We start from the raw sequence: 14151 nt of genomic DNA on the forward strand, positions 1-14151 counted from the left end.
GCGCCCGTCTTCAAAGAAGCACGGGCGCCACCCTGGTGGAAGGGGGCGCAGACCCGCAGGTCTGCACCCCACTTTCCGGAGCCTGTATGACGCCTTGCGGCAATCAGGACTTCTTGGGTTCGTCCACGTCCTCGAAATCGGCGTCGACAACCTTTTCGTCCTTCGGTGCTGCCCCACCGGCGGCGGCCCCTGCGGCACCCTCGGCCTGGCCTGCCTTGTGGATGGCCTCGCCAACCTTCATGGCAACCTGCGTCAGGTGATCGGTCGCGGTCTTCAGGGCCTCGGAGTCGGTGCCTTCGAGCGCCTTGCGCACGGCGGCGATCGCGGCTTCCGCCTCGGCCTTTTCAGCAGCCGGGATCTTGTCGCCACCTTCAGCCAGGGACTTCTCGACCTGATGGGTCATGCCTTCGGCCTGGTTGCGGATCTCGATCTGCTCCTTCTTGGCCTTGTCAGCCTCGGCGTTGGCTTCGGCGTCCTTCACCATCTTGTCGATGTCGGACTCGGACAGACCACCAGAAGCCTGGATCTTGATCTGCTGTTCCTTGCCGGTCGCCTTGTCCTTGGCCGAGACGGACACGATGCCGTTGGCGTCGATGTCGAACGTCACCTCGATCTGCGGCACGCCGCTCGGAGCAGGCGCGATGCCGGTCAGGTCGAAGTTGCCAAGCAGCTTGTTGTCAGCCGCAATTTCACGCTCGCCCTGATAGACCTTGATGGTCACGGCCGTCTGGTTGTCTTCCGCGGTCGAGAAGGTCTGGCTCTTCTTGGTCGGGATGGTCGTGTTGCGGTCGATCAGGCGGGTGAAGATGCCACCACGCGTCTCGATGCCCAGCGACAGCGGGGTCACGTCGAGCAGCAGCACGTCCTTCACGTCACCCTGCAGCACCGCACCCTGCACGGCGGCGCCGATGGCGACCACTTCGTCGGGGTTCACGTTGCGGGCGGGTTCCTTGCCGAAGAACTCCTTAACGGCCTCGATCACCTTGGGCATGCGGGTCATGCCGCCCACAAGGATGACTTCGTTGATCTCACCCGACGAGACGGACGCATCCTTCATCGCCGCGCGGCAGGGCTCGAGCGTGCGCTGGATCAGGTCATCGACCAGGCTTTCGAGCTTCGCACGGCTCAGCTTGACCACGAGATGCTTGGGGCCAGACGCATCAGCGGTGATGAACGGCAGGTTGATCTCGGTTTCCTTGGAGGAGGAAAGCTCGATCTTCGCCTTTTCCGCCGCTTCCTTCAGGCGCTGCAGGGCCAGCTTGTCCTGACGCAGGTCGATGCCCTGCTCGCGCTTGAACTCGTCGGCCAGGAAGCTGATGATGCGGGCATCGAAGTCTTCACCACCGAGGAAGGTGTCGCCGTTGGTGGACTTCACCTCGATCACGCCATCGGAGATCTCGAGGATGGACACGTCGAACGTGCCGCCGCCAAGGTCATAGACCGCAATGGTGCCGCCGTCCTTCTTCTGCAGGCCATAGGCCAGGGCAGCAGCGGTCGGCTCGTTGATGATGCGCAGCACTTCAAGACCCGCGATGCGGCCCGCATCCTTCGTGGCCTGGCGCTGGGCATCGTTGAAGTAGGCCGGAACGGTAATGACGGCCTGCTTGACCGGCTCGCCAAGATAGGACTCGGCGGTTTCCTTCATCTTGCCCAGAATGAAGGCGGAGATCTGCGCGGGCGCGTATTTCTTGCCCTGCGCCTCGACCCATGCATCGCCGTTGTCGCCCTTGACGATCTCGTAGGGAACAAGGCCCTTGTCCTTCGCAACGGTCGGGTCGTCATAACGGCGGCCGATCAGGCGCTTGACGGCATACAGCGTGTTGGCGGGGTTGGTGACCGCCTGGCGCTTGGCGGCCTGGCCTACGAGCATCTCACCGTTGTCGGTAAAGGCGACCATCGACGGGGTCGTGCGTGCGCCTTCGCTGTTCTCGATAACCCGCGTCTCGTCGCCTTCACGCACGGCAACGCAGGAATTGGTCGTACCAAGGTCGATACCGATAACCTTGCTCATAAAATCTTCTCCTTTTCAGCGGCCTGTCCGGACCCGAAGCATCGGGACAGACCCTTCTTTTTCAGTATTCCGGCGCGTGGTGCGGACTGTCTTTTTTCACATCCACCCGCACGTCGTCATCATTACCCGATGTAGGCAGCCCATGCGTCGCTTTCAAGAGGATCCAGCCATGCACGGGCGGGTTTTCACCCTGCCTGCGCCGGCCCTTTTGACACGACCACCATGGCCGGCTTGAGCAGCCGCCCGTGCAGGGTCCAGGCCGGGGTCCAGGCCTCCATCACGGTATCGGCGGGATGTTCGTCGCTGTGCTGCTGGCTCATGGCCTGATGCAGGTTGGCGTCAAAGGGCTTGCCCTTCGCATCTTCCGCCTTGATGCCATTGCGCTCGAGAATGCCCATGAACGAACGCTCGGTGCTCTCGATGCCTTCGCGCATGCTGGTCAGCAGTTTGTCCTCGCCCTCGGCCGGCTTGGGCAGGCTGGCCAGCGCGCGCTTGAGGTTCTCGGCGGCCTCGACCACGTCCTTGGCGAATTTCTGCACGGCGTACTGCCGGGCGTCTTCCACTTCGCGCTTGGTGCGGGTGCGCAGGTTCTGCATGTCGGCTTCCGCGCGCATCCACTTGTCGCGCATGGCCGAGACTTCGGCTTCAAGCTCGGCTATGCGCGGATCGGGTCCGGCCTCCGCCTCGGGCGCTGCCGCTTCATGGGCGGGCGCTTCATGGGCGTCGGAGGGCGTGCCGTCGCCATGGGGGGCGTCGGCAAAGGGGGTGGGGTCTGTGTTCTCGCTCATGCTCTTACAAGTAGGTAACGACTGACCGATGGACAAGGCATTGCGCTCCCGGCAGGCATACCGATTTTGCGCAACATCCCTGCCGTGAACGGAGCAGCCGGAATGACGTTAGCATTCCAATGGATCCCGGCACCCGCATCCCCTCATGACATGCGGGCGGTTATGACGCTATGCTGCACGCGCCTGCCAGGCAAGATGCTGGCGGTCATGCCCGGATCGGCGAAGGAGCAAAAAGAGAGCCCCCATGGAGCCAACGAAACAGACGATCGTGCTGGTTGACGATGACAGGAACATCCTGACCTCCGTGCAGATGACACTGGAGGCGGAGGGCTTCATCGTCCGCACCTATACCGATGGGGAGAGTGCGCTGCATGGTCTGTCATCGCGCCCGGCCGACCTGGCGGTGCTCGATATCAAGATGCCGCGCATGGATGGGATGGAACTGCTCCAGCGCCTGCGCGCGCGCTCGCAGTTGCCGGTGATCTTCCTGTCATCCAAGGATGAGGAAGTGGACCAGCTCATGGGCCTGCGCCTGGGGGCGGATGATTACATCACCAAGCCATTCTCGCAGCGTCTGCTGCTCGAGCGCATCCGCGCGCTGCTGCGCCGCAACGAGGTCAGCCGCAGCGAGGCGGCGGGCATCAGCCCCACCGGCACCATGGTGCGCGGCGGCCTGTCGCTTGATGAAACCCGCCACCAGTGCCTGTGGCACGGGCGCGACATCCAGCTTACGGTCACCGAGTTCCTGCTCGTCAAGGCGCTTGCCGCCCGGCCCGGGCTGGTCAAGTCGCGTGACCAGCTGATCGATGCAGCCTATGGCGAGAACATCTACGTGGATGACCGCACCATCGACAGCCACATCAAGCGCGTGCGCAAGAAGTTCCGGCAGGTGGATGACGAGTTCAACCAGATCGAGACGCTGTACGGCATCGGCTACCGCTACAAGGAAGAATGACCACGCCGGTGTCCCGTCTCCTTCTGTCCGCGCTACCGCTTCCCCGCCCGCTGCGCCGCCTGCTGCCCCGGCGGTGGAGCGGGGAGCAGCAGAATGCGGTTGCGGAATTCATGGAATACCGCACGCGGCTGGTCTCGCCGCTCATGCGGCGAATCCTTCTGGTCAATACGCTGCCGCTTGGCCTGCTGGCGCTGACGCTGCTGTACCTGACCCAGTTCCAGAACAGCCTGCTTGAGGCCGAGGTCTCGGCCCTGCGCGAGCAGGCGCGCATCTATGCCGGTGCGCTGGGGCAGAGTGCGGTGATCGTATCGCGCCGCGACGTGACCCTGGCGCCTGAGCTTGCAGGCCCGCTGCTTTTGCGCCTGACCGAGCCCAGCCCGAGTGCGCATGCCCGCCTGTTCGCCCCCGATGGACAGGTCGTGGCCGACAGCCGCGTGGAACAGGCAGGATTCGGCATCAAGGCCACCCCCCTGCCACCGGCAGAGGAAGATGAGCACACAGCCCCCCCCCGCGGGGCCTCGATCAATATGGGCGAGCGGCTGTATAACTGGCTTCTGGCGCAGTTGCCCACGCTCTCGGGCGAGCGGATCATGACGCTGGACACGCCGGATTCAGATCCGTCGATCCAGCCGGTCACCCAGCCTGATGGCACGCGGGTGATGGAAATTCCGCCCTATATCCGCCGCAACGCCGACCACCAGCTTATGGTCACGGTGGCCGAGCCGGTCATGCATGCGGGACAGACCACGGTGGGCATCATCCAGCTCACGCGTGAGGCGCGCGATGTCGACCGCTCGCTGTTTGCGGTGCGCTCCTCCATCCTATCGCTGTTCCTCATGGCGCTGGCGCTGACCATCCTGCTCTCGTGGTATCTGTCGCTCACCATTGCGCGGCCACTGCTGCGGCTTGCGGCCTCGGCCCATACCATGCGCGAATCCTCCGACCGCACCGACATGGTGCCCGAGCGCCTGCTGGCCCGGCGCGACGAGATTGGCGAGGTCGCCCGCGCGCTACAGGACAGTGCGAGCGCGCTCTGGGCCCGCATGGACGCCATCGAACGCTTTGCCGCCGATGTCAGCCACGAGATCAAGAACCCGCTCTCCTCCATCCGCTCGGCCATTGAAAGCCTGCTGCGCATTGATGACCCCGAGCGCCAGCGCCGCCTCATGTCGATCATCAATGACGACGTGCGCAGGCTCGACCGGCTGATTACCGATATTTCCGATGCCAGCCGCGTGGATGCCGAACTCTCGCGCACCCGCGCCGAGCCGGTGGCCATCGTGCCGCTGCTTTCCGTGCTGGCCGAGATTCATCAGGCCACCCGCCAGCCGGGCCAGCCCTTCATGGCGGTGGCGAGTAGTGGCGACAGCCCGGAGCGCAGGCTGGTGGTGCTGGCGGTGGAGGACCGGCTGGTGCAGGTGCTGCGCAACCTGATCGGCAATGCCATCTCGTTCTCGCCGCCTGATGGCAAGATCCTGCTCAGCGCAGTGCCTGCGGGCGGCATGGTGGAGATTGCGGTCAGCGATGAAGGGCCCGGCATTCCGCAGGCCAAGCTCGACAACATTTTCGACCGCTTTTATTCCGAGAGGCCAAGCAGCGAGAATTTCGGCCAGCATTCCGGCCTGGGCCTGTCCATCAGCAAGCAGATCATCGAGGCCCTGCGCGGCACCATCAGCGCTGAAAACCGCATGGATGCCGATGGCCACGTGCAGGGCGCGCGCTTCGTGATCTGCCTGCCGCGCGTGGACGTGAAGGGTGAGGTCAGCCGACCTCATCCGTAGCACGCGCATACCGCCGGTAACGAAATGGCGGCGGCTCGGCGGGCAGGGTATCGAGCACGGCCTTGATCCGCTCGTGGTCGGGCGCGCGTGAGCAGACCGGGTCGGTTGCGGCTGCATCACCCGCCAGCGCCAGTGCCTGGCAGCGGCAGCCGCCCCAGTCCTTCTCGCGCTGGTCACAACTGCGGCAGGGCTGGGGCATCCAGTCCGTTCCGCGGAACATGGTAAAAAGCGGGGCCTCGCGCCAGATATGGTCCAGCGTGTCATGCTTTACGTCGGGGAAAGCGACGTTGGGGATGGTCTCCGCCGCATGGCAGGGCAGAACCCGGCCCGACGGCGAGATGTTGATGAACCGCCGCCCCCAGCCGCCCATGCATGGCTTGGGCCGGTCGGCATAATAATCAGGCGTGACGTAATCGATGGTCAGGCGGCCTTCGTATTTTTTCCGCGCTGCCTCCACCGCCTCGGTGGTCTGCTCAAGCTGGGCGGCGGTAGGCATGAGGGCCTCGCGATTGACCAGTCCCCAGCCATAGTACTGCGTATGGGCGATCTCGACCCGGCGCGCGCCCATCTTTACGGCGGCTTCAAGCATCTGCGGCACGCGCGCGGCATTTTCGCGGTAGATGACGAAGTTCAGCGTCAGCGGCATGCCATCGGCGGCAATCAGCCGTGCCGCCTCGATCTTGCGGGCCTGCGCGCCCTTCATGCCGCCCACAAGCTCGGCATTTACCGTGTCGATATCCTGAAACGAAAGCTGGACGTGATCGAGGCCCGCAGCCACCAGAACCGGGAAGGTCTTTTCGTTAAGCAGCACGCCGGAGGTGATGAGGTTGGTGTACAGCCCCAGCCCCACGGCATGACGGATGAGTTCGGGCAGGTCGGGGCGGCTCATCGGCTCGCCACCCGAGAAATGCACCTGCAGCACCCCCATCTCGGCGGCCTGGTCGAGCACGCTGATCCACTCGGTGGTGGAAAGCTCGTTTTTACGCGGCTCCAGCGCCAGCGGATTGGAACAGTACGGGCACTGCAACGGGCAGCGATGCGTGAGTTCCGCCAGCAGGCTCATGGGCGAGAGAATGGTTTCGGTCATGCCACCAGCACCTGTCGGGTCATGAGGTCATTCACCATGACATGGACATCGCGCCCGATCACATCAACCGGGGCCGCGAAGCGGCTGGCCAGATCGGCAATGATCTGGCCCAGCGTGCGCGTGCCATCAACGAGCCTGAGCACCTCGGCTGCGATGGGGTCGGGAATGAAGGCCCGCTCCGGCGCCTGGATGATCCAGCGCTCGCGCACGCGGTCATGCTGCAGCCGCACCCCGCGTGCGAAGCGGATAACGCTGTCGTCTGTAAGGTCAGCGCTCATGCCGCGTCCGGGCGGAACGCACCGGGGGGGATGCGGCCCGGATTGACGTAGCCGTATTCCAGCTCATCAAGCATGGCCCACAGCACGCCGCACTTGAACTTCAGCGCGCCGAGCACCGCCTGCTGCTGCTCGGGCGTGCGGGCATGCTCCTTCACGTAACCCAGCGCGAAATCGGAATCACGCGGGGCCTGTGTGAGGCGCGGCTGGAAGTAGGCCAGCGTCTCGGGCGTGATGAAGTCATAATGGCGCAGCATGCCCGCCACGCGCTCGCTGATGATGGTGGGCGAGAACAGTTCGGTCAGCGATGAGGCAATGGCCTCGAGGATGGAGCGATCACGCACGAAGGCCACATACGCATCCACCGCAAAGCGGGTGGCGGGCAGCAGCCCTTCAAGCGACTCCACATAGGCACGGTCCAGCCCCAGCCCGTCGGTCAGCTTGAGCCAGCGCGCCACGCCGCCGGTGCCCGGTGCATCGCCATCATGATCAACCAGCCGCCTGCGCCATTCACGCCGCAGTTCCGCCGTGGGCAGGCGGGCGAGCAGCGTTGCGTCCTTGGCGGGAATGCTGGCCTGATAATAATAGCGGTTCAGCGCCCAGGCCTGCACCTGCGCACGGTTCAGCCGCCCGTCATGCAGCGCGCGGTGAAACGGGTGCAGGTTGTGATAGCGTTCCGCCCCGATGGCGCGGAGTGCCGCCTCAAGTTCATCGGGGGAAAGCAGGGGTGCGCTCATGCCGTAATCCTCATCCCGTCATGGGAGATTTCCCACCCTGCAGCCTCAACGGCGGCACGCTCGGGCGTATCCGCCAGCAGCACAGGGTTGGAATTGTTGATGTGTATGAAAATCCTGCGCTTGATGCCCAGGTCACGCAGGGCGGCGATGGTGCCGTCCATGCCATCCATGGACATGTGGCCCATGCGGCGGCCGGTCTTTTCACCCAGGCCCGCGCGCACCATCTCGTCATCCACCCACAGCGTGCCGTCAAAGAAAACGGCATCTGCCCCGCGCAGGCGCACGCGCAGATTATCGGTCATGCGCGCGCAGCCGGGCACGAAACACACACGATGGCTGCCATCGGAAATCTCGAGGCCGATCGTCTCGCCATTTTCGCAGATGGCGGCAGGATCGGGGCCGGACTCGGCATAAAGCGGCACCTTGCCGGGCACGGCAAAGGGCACGATGGTCAGGCCCGCAGGCGTGCCATCGGTCAGCTTCAGCGCCAAGGGCGCGTCGAGTCCCATCGGTGCACGGGTCACGACCGCGCGGTTCAAGGCTTCAAAAATGGGGTTGGCGTCCAGCATGGACAGCACTTCAGGCGTGGCCAGAAGGGTAAAGGGCTGGCGCTCGCGCAGGGTGAGCAGGCCGGTGATGGTATCCACCTCGCCGCCTGTAAGGATCACGCCGGCGATGGGCGTGGAGCGCAGGCCCTCGCTGGGATGCAGCGCCGGGGTCTGGTTGATCTGGGTGCGCAGGTCAGGCGATGCGTTGACCACGAACCAGTTCTTTCCATCTCCACTGATGGCGATGGAAGCCTGTGTGCGGGGCAGGGCTGCCGGATCGCCGGCCCTGGCCCGCCTGCAACCGGGAGCGTTGGAGTTCCATTGGGGAAAGCCGCCGCCCGCTGCCGCGCCGAGAACGATAATGTCGATCATGGACGCAGAGTGTAAAAGAAAATCGCCGCCTGTGCGAGACAGGCGGCGATGTTTCCATCTTACTTCTTTTCGCCGCAGACGTAGCTGTTGATCTCGGCGCCCAGGGGGACTTCAACGATCTTGGGGGTATTCCAGGCCATGGGACTCTCCATTGATTGTATGCGAAAGGCAGAAACCTTCGTCTAGGGCTTATTTGAGCCCGGTCTCCCGCCACTTTCAAGTCGCGTGTGGGGGCATATGGGGCCTGAAAATTCACGTTAGCGTGTACCGCTGTGCCCCCTGCAATGGTTGCGTAGCGGGAATGTGCCAAAATCCTTGGTCCTGCATGCCCGATACGGCCATAAGAAGCGGGTTGGCACGGAAACGCGGATACCAGCCCCGGCCATACGGGCCAAGCCAGCACAAGCCAGGACCTGAACCGATGCCGCCCGAGACACCGCCCCCCCAGCCGCCATCCTACGAGCAGGTCCAGCAGCAGCGCGCCATCGAGGTCATGCGCCACAGCCGCATCGACACCCGCACGGCCTGCCTGCTGCTGCTCAGCGTGCTGGCGGTGTTCTATACGCTGTATTTCGCCTCGGCCATCATTCTGCCCATGATCCTGGCGCTGGTGGTCAACCTTCTGCTGTCCTCGCCGCTACGCTTCCTGCACACGCGGCTGCACCTGCCCAAGCCGCTGGCGGCGCTGTGCCTGATCCTGTGCGTGTTTGGCATGGTCGGCGCGGTCGGCACCGCCATTTCCGTGCCTGCCACGGGGTGGCTGGAGCGCGCGCCCGAGGCGATCAATACATTGCAGGAGCGCCTGGCCTTCCTGCGCGGGCCATTCCAGCTCCTGACCGGCGCTTCGGACCGGATCCATAATTTCCTGTCCATCGCAGGCGGTCATGGCACGGCCGCCACCACCGACCAGCCCGCAGCCGACGGGCACGTCATTATCGTGTCCACGCCCGCAGGCGGTGGCGGGGTGGTGGGGCTCGACCGCTTTTCCTCCTCCATCCTGCTGGGCACGCAGGCGTTCATGGGCCAGTTCTTTACCATGATCCTGATGCTGTTCTTCCTGCTCGCGCAGGGAGACAGCCTGCTCAGGCGCTTTGTCGAGATCATGCCCACCTTTGCCGACAAGCGCCGCACGGTGCAGATCGCCTATCAGATCGAGCGCAATGTGTCGGAATATCTGGCCACCATCACCATCATCAACAGCCTCGTGGGCCTGGTGAACATGGTGCAGTGCTGGCTGCTGGGCATGCCAAACCCGCTGCTGTGGGGGGTTATGGCGTTCCTGCTCAACTACATTCCCATCATCGGGCCGATGATGGGCATCATCATCTATTTTCTGGTGGGGCTGTTCGTTTATCCATCGGTGTGGCAGGCGCTGCTGCCACCGGCCATCTACCTGTGCATTCACCTGACGGAAGGCGAGACCATAACCCCCATGGTGCTGGCGCGGCGTTTTACGCTCAACCCGGTGCTGGTCATGGCGTCACTCATGTTCTGGGACTGGCTGTGGGGCATTTTCGGGGCGTTCCTGTCGGTGCCCCTGCTGGCAGTGTTCAAGATCATCTGCGACCATGTGGAGATCCTGACCCCGCTGGGCCACATCGTCGGGGGTCCGGCCCATCCCGCACCACAGAAACCGCTCTTTACCGAAATGCCCGACAGCACCACGCCGGATGAAGATCCCGACCGGCTGGAAGACTAGAGCATTCCCACCGAAAACCGGTTCGGTGGGAATGCTCTGGCTTTATTGTTTTTACGAGCATCTTCACCTGTTTGAATGCACACATTCACATTCAAACAGGATCTGCTCTAGCTGTTGCCCGCAGCCAGAACCTCAAGCTTGGCCGTTGACACGATGGTAATGGCATAGCCCTTGCCCACCTCGATCATGCCCTGAGCGCGCATCCAGCTCAACGTGCGGCTGACGGTCTCGATGGTCAGGCCGAGATAGTCGGCAATGTCGCCGCGGGTCATGGGCAGGTGCAGCCGACCGCCTGATGGCGGCGGCTGGCCGGGCAGAAGGCCTGCCTGCATCTGGTCAAGCAGGAAGCTCGCCACGCGCTCACGCGCAGTCTTGCGGCCAAGCAGGAGCATCTGGTTCTGGGCGGCAACGAGTTCGTTGGAGGCTTCCTCAAGCAGGCGACGCTCGAGCTTGGGGAAATCATCAAGCAGTTCGCCCATCTTCTCGCGCGAGAAGCGGCACACGCGCACCGTATCGATCGCCTCCGCGCCAAAGGCATAACTGTCGGACACGGCAAGACCAAGAAAATGCCCTGGCGCCGCGAAACCGGTAATCTGGCGCCGCCCGTCGGGCAGGGCCTTGAAAAGCTTCACGGTGCCCGATGTCACATTGAAAAAGTCGGTGGCGGGCGCGCCTTCCTCGATAAAGCCGCGACCGGGGGAAACGATGGTTTCCACCGCGACCTCGGCAAGACGGGAGATATCGGAGGGTTCGATCACGCTACAGACGCTGGTGGGGCGAACGCTGCAATTGGCGCAGAAATCTGCCTGCACTCCGCTCGACCCGATCACGATACGCCGTGGCCTCGATTCAAACTGACACGAAGGCATATCCGACATGATAATTTCCAATTCACTTTCAGGCGCCCGCGTTCCGGCGCCGAAGTAACCGGACATGCCCTGGCTCCCTAGAAATACAATAAATGCATTCGCCAAGAGCGCAGACTATGGCGGATGGGTTGATGTAAATCAATGCGGTCAACCCAGAAATATAAGGTAAACACGACTGATCGTAACAAAAAAACCTAACCCGAGGAAATCCCGACGCGTGCAGGCCGTCCCTCCGCCCATGGTCAGACGACTGGACCCCGCCGATGTCCCGCTCCTTTATCCGCTTGTGCGCCTGTCCTTTCCACACCTTACGCTGCGCGAATGGATGCGGATCGGCCGCAGGCTGGCGCGCCCCGGCGCGCGGGCGCGGCAGGGCATTCTTGTCGCCCGCTATGGCGATGGCAGGCCACCGTGCGGCATGGCCACCTTCCGGCGGGGGTTTGACCTGCGTTCAGGCGATACCCTGACATCGGACTACATCATCACCCTGTCCTACACCCACGCGCAGACCATTATCGACGCGCTGCTCCCCGCAATGGAGACACTGGCACGCGAGTGGGGGTGTGACGCCATACGGACCATTACCCATAGTAAACCCGTTGCAGAACCACACAGCGCGCTTCCCGAACTGTGTTCATACGGCAACATTACCGAAAGAACAGTCAGGCTGGACCACAACACGTAAATAGTTCTGCCTGGTTGATTGATTCATATCAAGGTCGAGTGCTAGGTGGCCGTGATTTCTGCACACATCAAACTAACTTGAATATTCTTAACGTTCTCGCCTGCCTGCCAGCCGGGAAAGAAATTAGGGTCTGCTTACCATGAAGAACATTCGCAAACTCGCCCTGTCGGCAGTGCTCGGCGCTACGGCGCTGGCACCCGTGGCGGGCCACGCACAGACGACCGCCCCTTCCACCTACGTCAATGCCCCGCTGGCGGCACCTGTTGCTCCCGCACAGCCGAAGGGCCATTGCGGCATCTTCGAGACCTGCGCCTCGACCAAGATCGGTCTGGGCAAGGGCGACTTCATGATCCGCCTGTCCGCCGTTGGCGTGCTGCCCGAAGATCGTGACAGCCGGGTGTGGGCCACGGCAAAGGCCATCGGCCTGAACAACACCATGCTGCCCGGCACCCGCGTCAAGACCACCAACCAGGTCATGCCGGAACTAACGTTCGAATACTTCGTGACCGACAACATCTCGCTGGACCTGATCGCCACCAGCACCCGTCACGAAGTCTCGGCCGAAGGCGGCTCCGCGCTTGAAAGCCTGACCCACACCAGCAAGACCGATGTCGGCAGCGCCTGGGTGCTGCCGCCCACGGTCACGGTGGCCTGGCACTTCCGCCCCCACAAGCGCCTGAACCCGTATGTGGGTGTGGGCGGCACGTTCATGTGGTTCCACAATATGAATGCCGCAGGCAACGCACTGGGCACAACCAAGCTGAACTCCGGCTTTACCGGTGGCCCGTCCATCAACGCCGGTGTGGATTACCAGCTTGTTGGCAACTGGTTCTTCAACTTCGACGTGAAGCAGATGTTCGTGCGCATGCACGCCTGGGCTGAAAACAGCGACGAAAGCCTGAAGGTCAAGGCCCACGACTCGCTGGACCCGACCGTCGTTTCCGCCGGTATCGCCTACCGGTTCTGATGGCATGAACGCGGCGGACAGCACCCTGCTTTCGCGCTACGGGGGCAACCTGCCGCGTTATACCAGCTACCCCACCGCAGCCCAGTTCACGGATGCGGTGGGCCCGGACGACAGCCGAAACTGGCTGTCCTCCCTCCCGGCGGATCAGCCGGTTTCCCTTTACCTGCATGTTCCTTTCTGTGACACGCTGTGCCGGTTCTGCGGGTGCAATACCGCCGTGCTGCGCAATGCGGATGCGCGGGCTGCCTATGCCGCCCTGCTGCACGAGGAACTGCGCCGCGTCATTGCCCTGATCGGCCCTGGCCGCCGTGTCACGCACCTGCAATGGGGTGGCGGCACGCCCACCACGCTGCCTGCCAGTGCGATGCGCCGCGTGATGGACGCCATCCGCCGCGATTTTGACATCGCACCCGATGCCGAGATCAGCATCGAGGTCGATCCCCGCCATCTGCCCCCCGAATACCCGGCCCTGCTGCATGAGCTCGGCTTCAACCGCGCCAGCATGGGTGTGCAGGATCTTGATGCCAGCGTGCAGCAGGCCTGCGGCCGCATCCAGAGCTGGGAGCAGACGCGCGACTGCCTTGACGCGCTGCGCAATGCGGGTGTCGCCTCCATCAATATCGACCTGATCTATGGCCTGCCCCGGCAGGATACCGAAGGCGTTGCCCGCACGGCGCAGGCCGTGGCCAGCCTGAAGCCTGACCGGCTGGCCGTGTTCGGCTATGCCCATGTGCCGTGGAAGCAGAAGCGCCAGAATCTCATGCCCGTGGGCGCCCTTCCCGGCGCGGAAGAGCGCATCAGCCAGCGCGCGGCGATGGACGGGGTGCTGCGCGCGGCCGGTTTCCTGCCCGTGGGGCTTGATCATTACGTCAGCCCCGATGACAGCATGGCCCATGCCCTGCGGGCGGGCACGCTGCACCGCAATTTTCAGGGCTACACGACCGACAGCGCGCCGGTGCTGATCGGCATCGGGGCCTCGGCCATTTCCTCGCTGCCCGGCGGCATAACGCAGAACGCCGTCTCGGCTGCCGCCTATGCCCGCCTCATGGGCCGCCCCGACAGCCTGCCCGTGGCACGCGGCGTACGCCTGCAAGAAGATGACCGCGCCCGCGCCGATATTATTGAACAGCTCATGTGCACCATGCGGGTTGATCTTGATGCGCTGAGCACCCGCCACGGCTTGGCCGCCAGTCATTTCGACTCCGAACGTGACCGCCTCGCGCCCATGGTGGCGGACGGGCTGGTCACTCTCACGAGCCACGAAGTGCGTCTGACCGAAAAGGGGCGGCCGTTCGTGCGGCATGTCGCAGCACTCTTTGACCGCTACCTCACGGCCCAGAGCAGTACCCGCCACGCCAGCGCCCTCTAGCGCGCGCT

Annotated in this window: 14 protein-coding genes; 6 read left to right on the plus strand and 8 right to left on the minus strand. The window is 63.7% G+C overall.

Going from position 1 to position 14151, the window contains the following annotated elements; translation table 11 throughout:
* Window positions 1-103: 103 nt before the first annotated feature.
* The gene (dnaK, locus tag FMA36_RS05530) at window positions 104-2011 is read right to left on the minus strand and encodes a molecular chaperone DnaK (RefSeq protein WP_159261420.1); all 1908 of its coding nucleotides are present in this window, start codon (window positions 2009-2011) and stop codon (window positions 104-106) included.
* Window positions 2012-2196: 185 nt separating this feature from the next.
* Window positions 2197-2799, minus strand: coding sequence for a nucleotide exchange factor GrpE (locus FMA36_RS05535; protein ID WP_159261421.1), 603 nt, complete (start codon window positions 2797-2799; stop codon window positions 2197-2199).
* A 244-nt stretch (window positions 2800-3043) separates the two neighbouring features.
* On the opposite strand from FMA36_RS05535, the gene FMA36_RS05540 reads away from it, so the two are divergent.
* Window positions 3044-3754 carry a response regulator transcription factor gene (locus FMA36_RS05540; RefSeq protein ID WP_061275238.1) on the plus strand — a complete coding sequence of 237 codons (711 nt, stop codon included), beginning with the start codon at window positions 3044-3046 and terminating at the stop codon, window positions 3752-3754.
* A gap of 110 nt (window positions 3755-3864) precedes the next feature.
* The gene (locus tag FMA36_RS05545) at window positions 3865-5535 is read left to right on the plus strand and encodes a stimulus-sensing domain-containing protein (protein ID WP_240906553.1); all 1671 of its coding nucleotides are present in this window, start codon (window positions 3865-3867) and stop codon (window positions 5533-5535) included.
* On the opposite strand, the gene pqqE is transcribed toward FMA36_RS05545, so the two are convergent.
* The 5 genes from pqqE to pqqA are packed head-to-tail and all read right to left on the minus strand — an operon-like array spanning window position 5516 to window position 8694.
* The gene (gene pqqE, locus FMA36_RS05550) at window positions 5516-6622 is read right to left on the minus strand and encodes a pyrroloquinoline quinone biosynthesis protein PqqE (protein WP_159261423.1); all 1107 of its coding nucleotides are present in this window, start codon (window positions 6620-6622) and stop codon (window positions 5516-5518) included. The genes FMA36_RS05545 and pqqE overlap by 20 nt on opposite strands.
* Entirely contained in the window at window positions 6619-6900 is a 282-nt protein-coding gene (pqqD, locus tag FMA36_RS05555) for a pyrroloquinoline quinone biosynthesis peptide chaperone PqqD (protein ID WP_159261424.1), read from the minus strand. The genes pqqE and pqqD overlap by 4 nt, the downstream gene beginning before the upstream one ends.
* On the minus strand, window positions 6897-7634 hold the full coding sequence (gene pqqC, locus FMA36_RS05560; RefSeq protein ID WP_159261425.1) for a pyrroloquinoline-quinone synthase PqqC: 738 nt from the start codon (window positions 7632-7634) through the stop codon (window positions 6897-6899). The genes pqqD and pqqC overlap by 4 nt, the downstream gene beginning before the upstream one ends.
* Window positions 7631-8554 (minus strand): pyrroloquinoline quinone biosynthesis protein PqqB, encoded by a 924-nt coding sequence (gene pqqB / locus FMA36_RS05565; protein ID WP_159261426.1) that lies wholly within the window; start codon window positions 8552-8554, stop codon window positions 7631-7633. Before pqqB ends, pqqC begins: the two co-directional genes overlap by 4 nt.
* 59 nt (window positions 8555-8613) lie before the next feature.
* Complete coding sequence (pqqA, locus tag FMA36_RS05570; protein WP_010508617.1) at window positions 8614-8694, minus strand: pyrroloquinoline quinone precursor peptide PqqA; 81 nt, start codon at window positions 8692-8694, stop codon at window positions 8614-8616.
* A gap of 281 nt (window positions 8695-8975) precedes the next feature.
* Between pqqA and FMA36_RS05575 the strand changes: the two genes are divergently transcribed.
* Entirely contained in the window at window positions 8976-10253 is a 1278-nt protein-coding gene (locus tag FMA36_RS05575; protein WP_408885648.1) for an AI-2E family transporter, read from the plus strand.
* A 107-nt stretch (window positions 10254-10360) separates the two neighbouring features.
* Here FMA36_RS05575 and FMA36_RS05580 read toward each other — a convergent pair whose 3' ends face one another.
* Entirely contained in the window at window positions 10361-11131 is a 771-nt protein-coding gene (locus FMA36_RS05580; RefSeq protein ID WP_159261427.1) for a Crp/Fnr family transcriptional regulator, read from the minus strand.
* A gap of 208 nt (window positions 11132-11339) precedes the next feature.
* Here FMA36_RS05580 and FMA36_RS05585 point away from each other — a divergent pair, with 208 nt between their 5' ends.
* From FMA36_RS05585 to hemN, 3 genes are all read left to right on the plus strand, one after another.
* Entirely contained in the window at window positions 11340-11807 is a 468-nt protein-coding gene (locus FMA36_RS05585; RefSeq protein ID WP_240906488.1) for a hypothetical protein, read from the plus strand.
* A 139-nt stretch (window positions 11808-11946) separates the two neighbouring features.
* Window positions 11947-12774: an OmpW/AlkL family protein gene (locus FMA36_RS05590; protein WP_159261428.1), complete on the plus strand. Its 828-nt coding sequence runs from the start codon at window positions 11947-11949 to the stop codon at window positions 12772-12774.
* Between the two features lie 4 nt (window positions 12775-12778).
* Window positions 12779-14143 carry an oxygen-independent coproporphyrinogen III oxidase gene (hemN, locus tag FMA36_RS05595; RefSeq protein ID WP_159261429.1) on the plus strand — a complete coding sequence of 455 codons (1365 nt, stop codon included), beginning with the start codon at window positions 12779-12781 and terminating at the stop codon, window positions 14141-14143.
* The last annotated feature ends 8 nt before the right edge of the window (window positions 14144-14151 follow it).

Source organism: Komagataeibacter xylinus (genome assembly GCF_009834365.1).
GTDB lineage: Bacteria > Pseudomonadota > Alphaproteobacteria > Acetobacterales > Acetobacteraceae > Komagataeibacter > Komagataeibacter xylinus_D.

Bases quoted from the DNA above. Each gene is read 5' to 3' on its own strand.
- dnaK (WP_159261420.1), bottom strand. From the start codon at position 2,011: ATGAGCAAGGTTATCGGTATCGACCTTGGTACGACCAATTCCTGCGTT.
- FMA36_RS05535 (WP_159261421.1), bottom strand. From the start codon at position 2,799: ATGAGCGAGAACACAGACCCCACCCCCTTTGCCGACGCCCCCCATGGC.
- FMA36_RS05540 (WP_061275238.1), top strand. From the start codon at position 3,044: ATGGAGCCAACGAAACAGACGATCGTGCTGGTTGACGATGACAGGAAC.
- FMA36_RS05545 (WP_240906553.1), top strand. From the start codon at position 3,865: ATGGAATACCGCACGCGGCTGGTCTCGCCGCTCATGCGGCGAATCCTT.
- pqqE (WP_159261423.1), bottom strand. From the start codon at position 6,622: ATGACCGAAACCATTCTCTCGCCCATGAGCCTGCTGGCGGAACTCACG.
- pqqD (WP_159261424.1), bottom strand. From the start codon at position 6,900: ATGAGCGCTGACCTTACAGACGACAGCGTTATCCGCTTCGCACGCGGG.
- pqqC (WP_159261425.1), bottom strand. From the start codon at position 7,634: ATGAGCGCACCCCTGCTTTCCCCCGATGAACTTGAGGCGGCACTCCGC.
- pqqB (WP_159261426.1), bottom strand. From the start codon at position 8,554: ATGATCGACATTATCGTTCTCGGCGCGGCAGCGGGCGGCGGCTTTCCC.
- pqqA (WP_010508617.1), bottom strand. From the start codon at position 8,694: ATGGCCTGGAATACCCCCAAGATCGTTGAAGTCCCCCTGGGCGCCGAG.
- FMA36_RS05575 (WP_408885648.1), top strand. From the start codon at position 8,976: ATGCCGCCCGAGACACCGCCCCCCCAGCCGCCATCCTACGAGCAGGTC.
- FMA36_RS05580 (WP_159261427.1), bottom strand. From the start codon at position 11,131: ATGTCGGATATGCCTTCGTGTCAGTTTGAATCGAGGCCACGGCGTATC.
- FMA36_RS05590 (WP_159261428.1), top strand. From the start codon at position 11,947: ATGAAGAACATTCGCAAACTCGCCCTGTCGGCAGTGCTCGGCGCTACG.
- hemN (WP_159261429.1), top strand. From the start codon at position 12,779: ATGAACGCGGCGGACAGCACCCTGCTTTCGCGCTACGGGGGCAACCTG.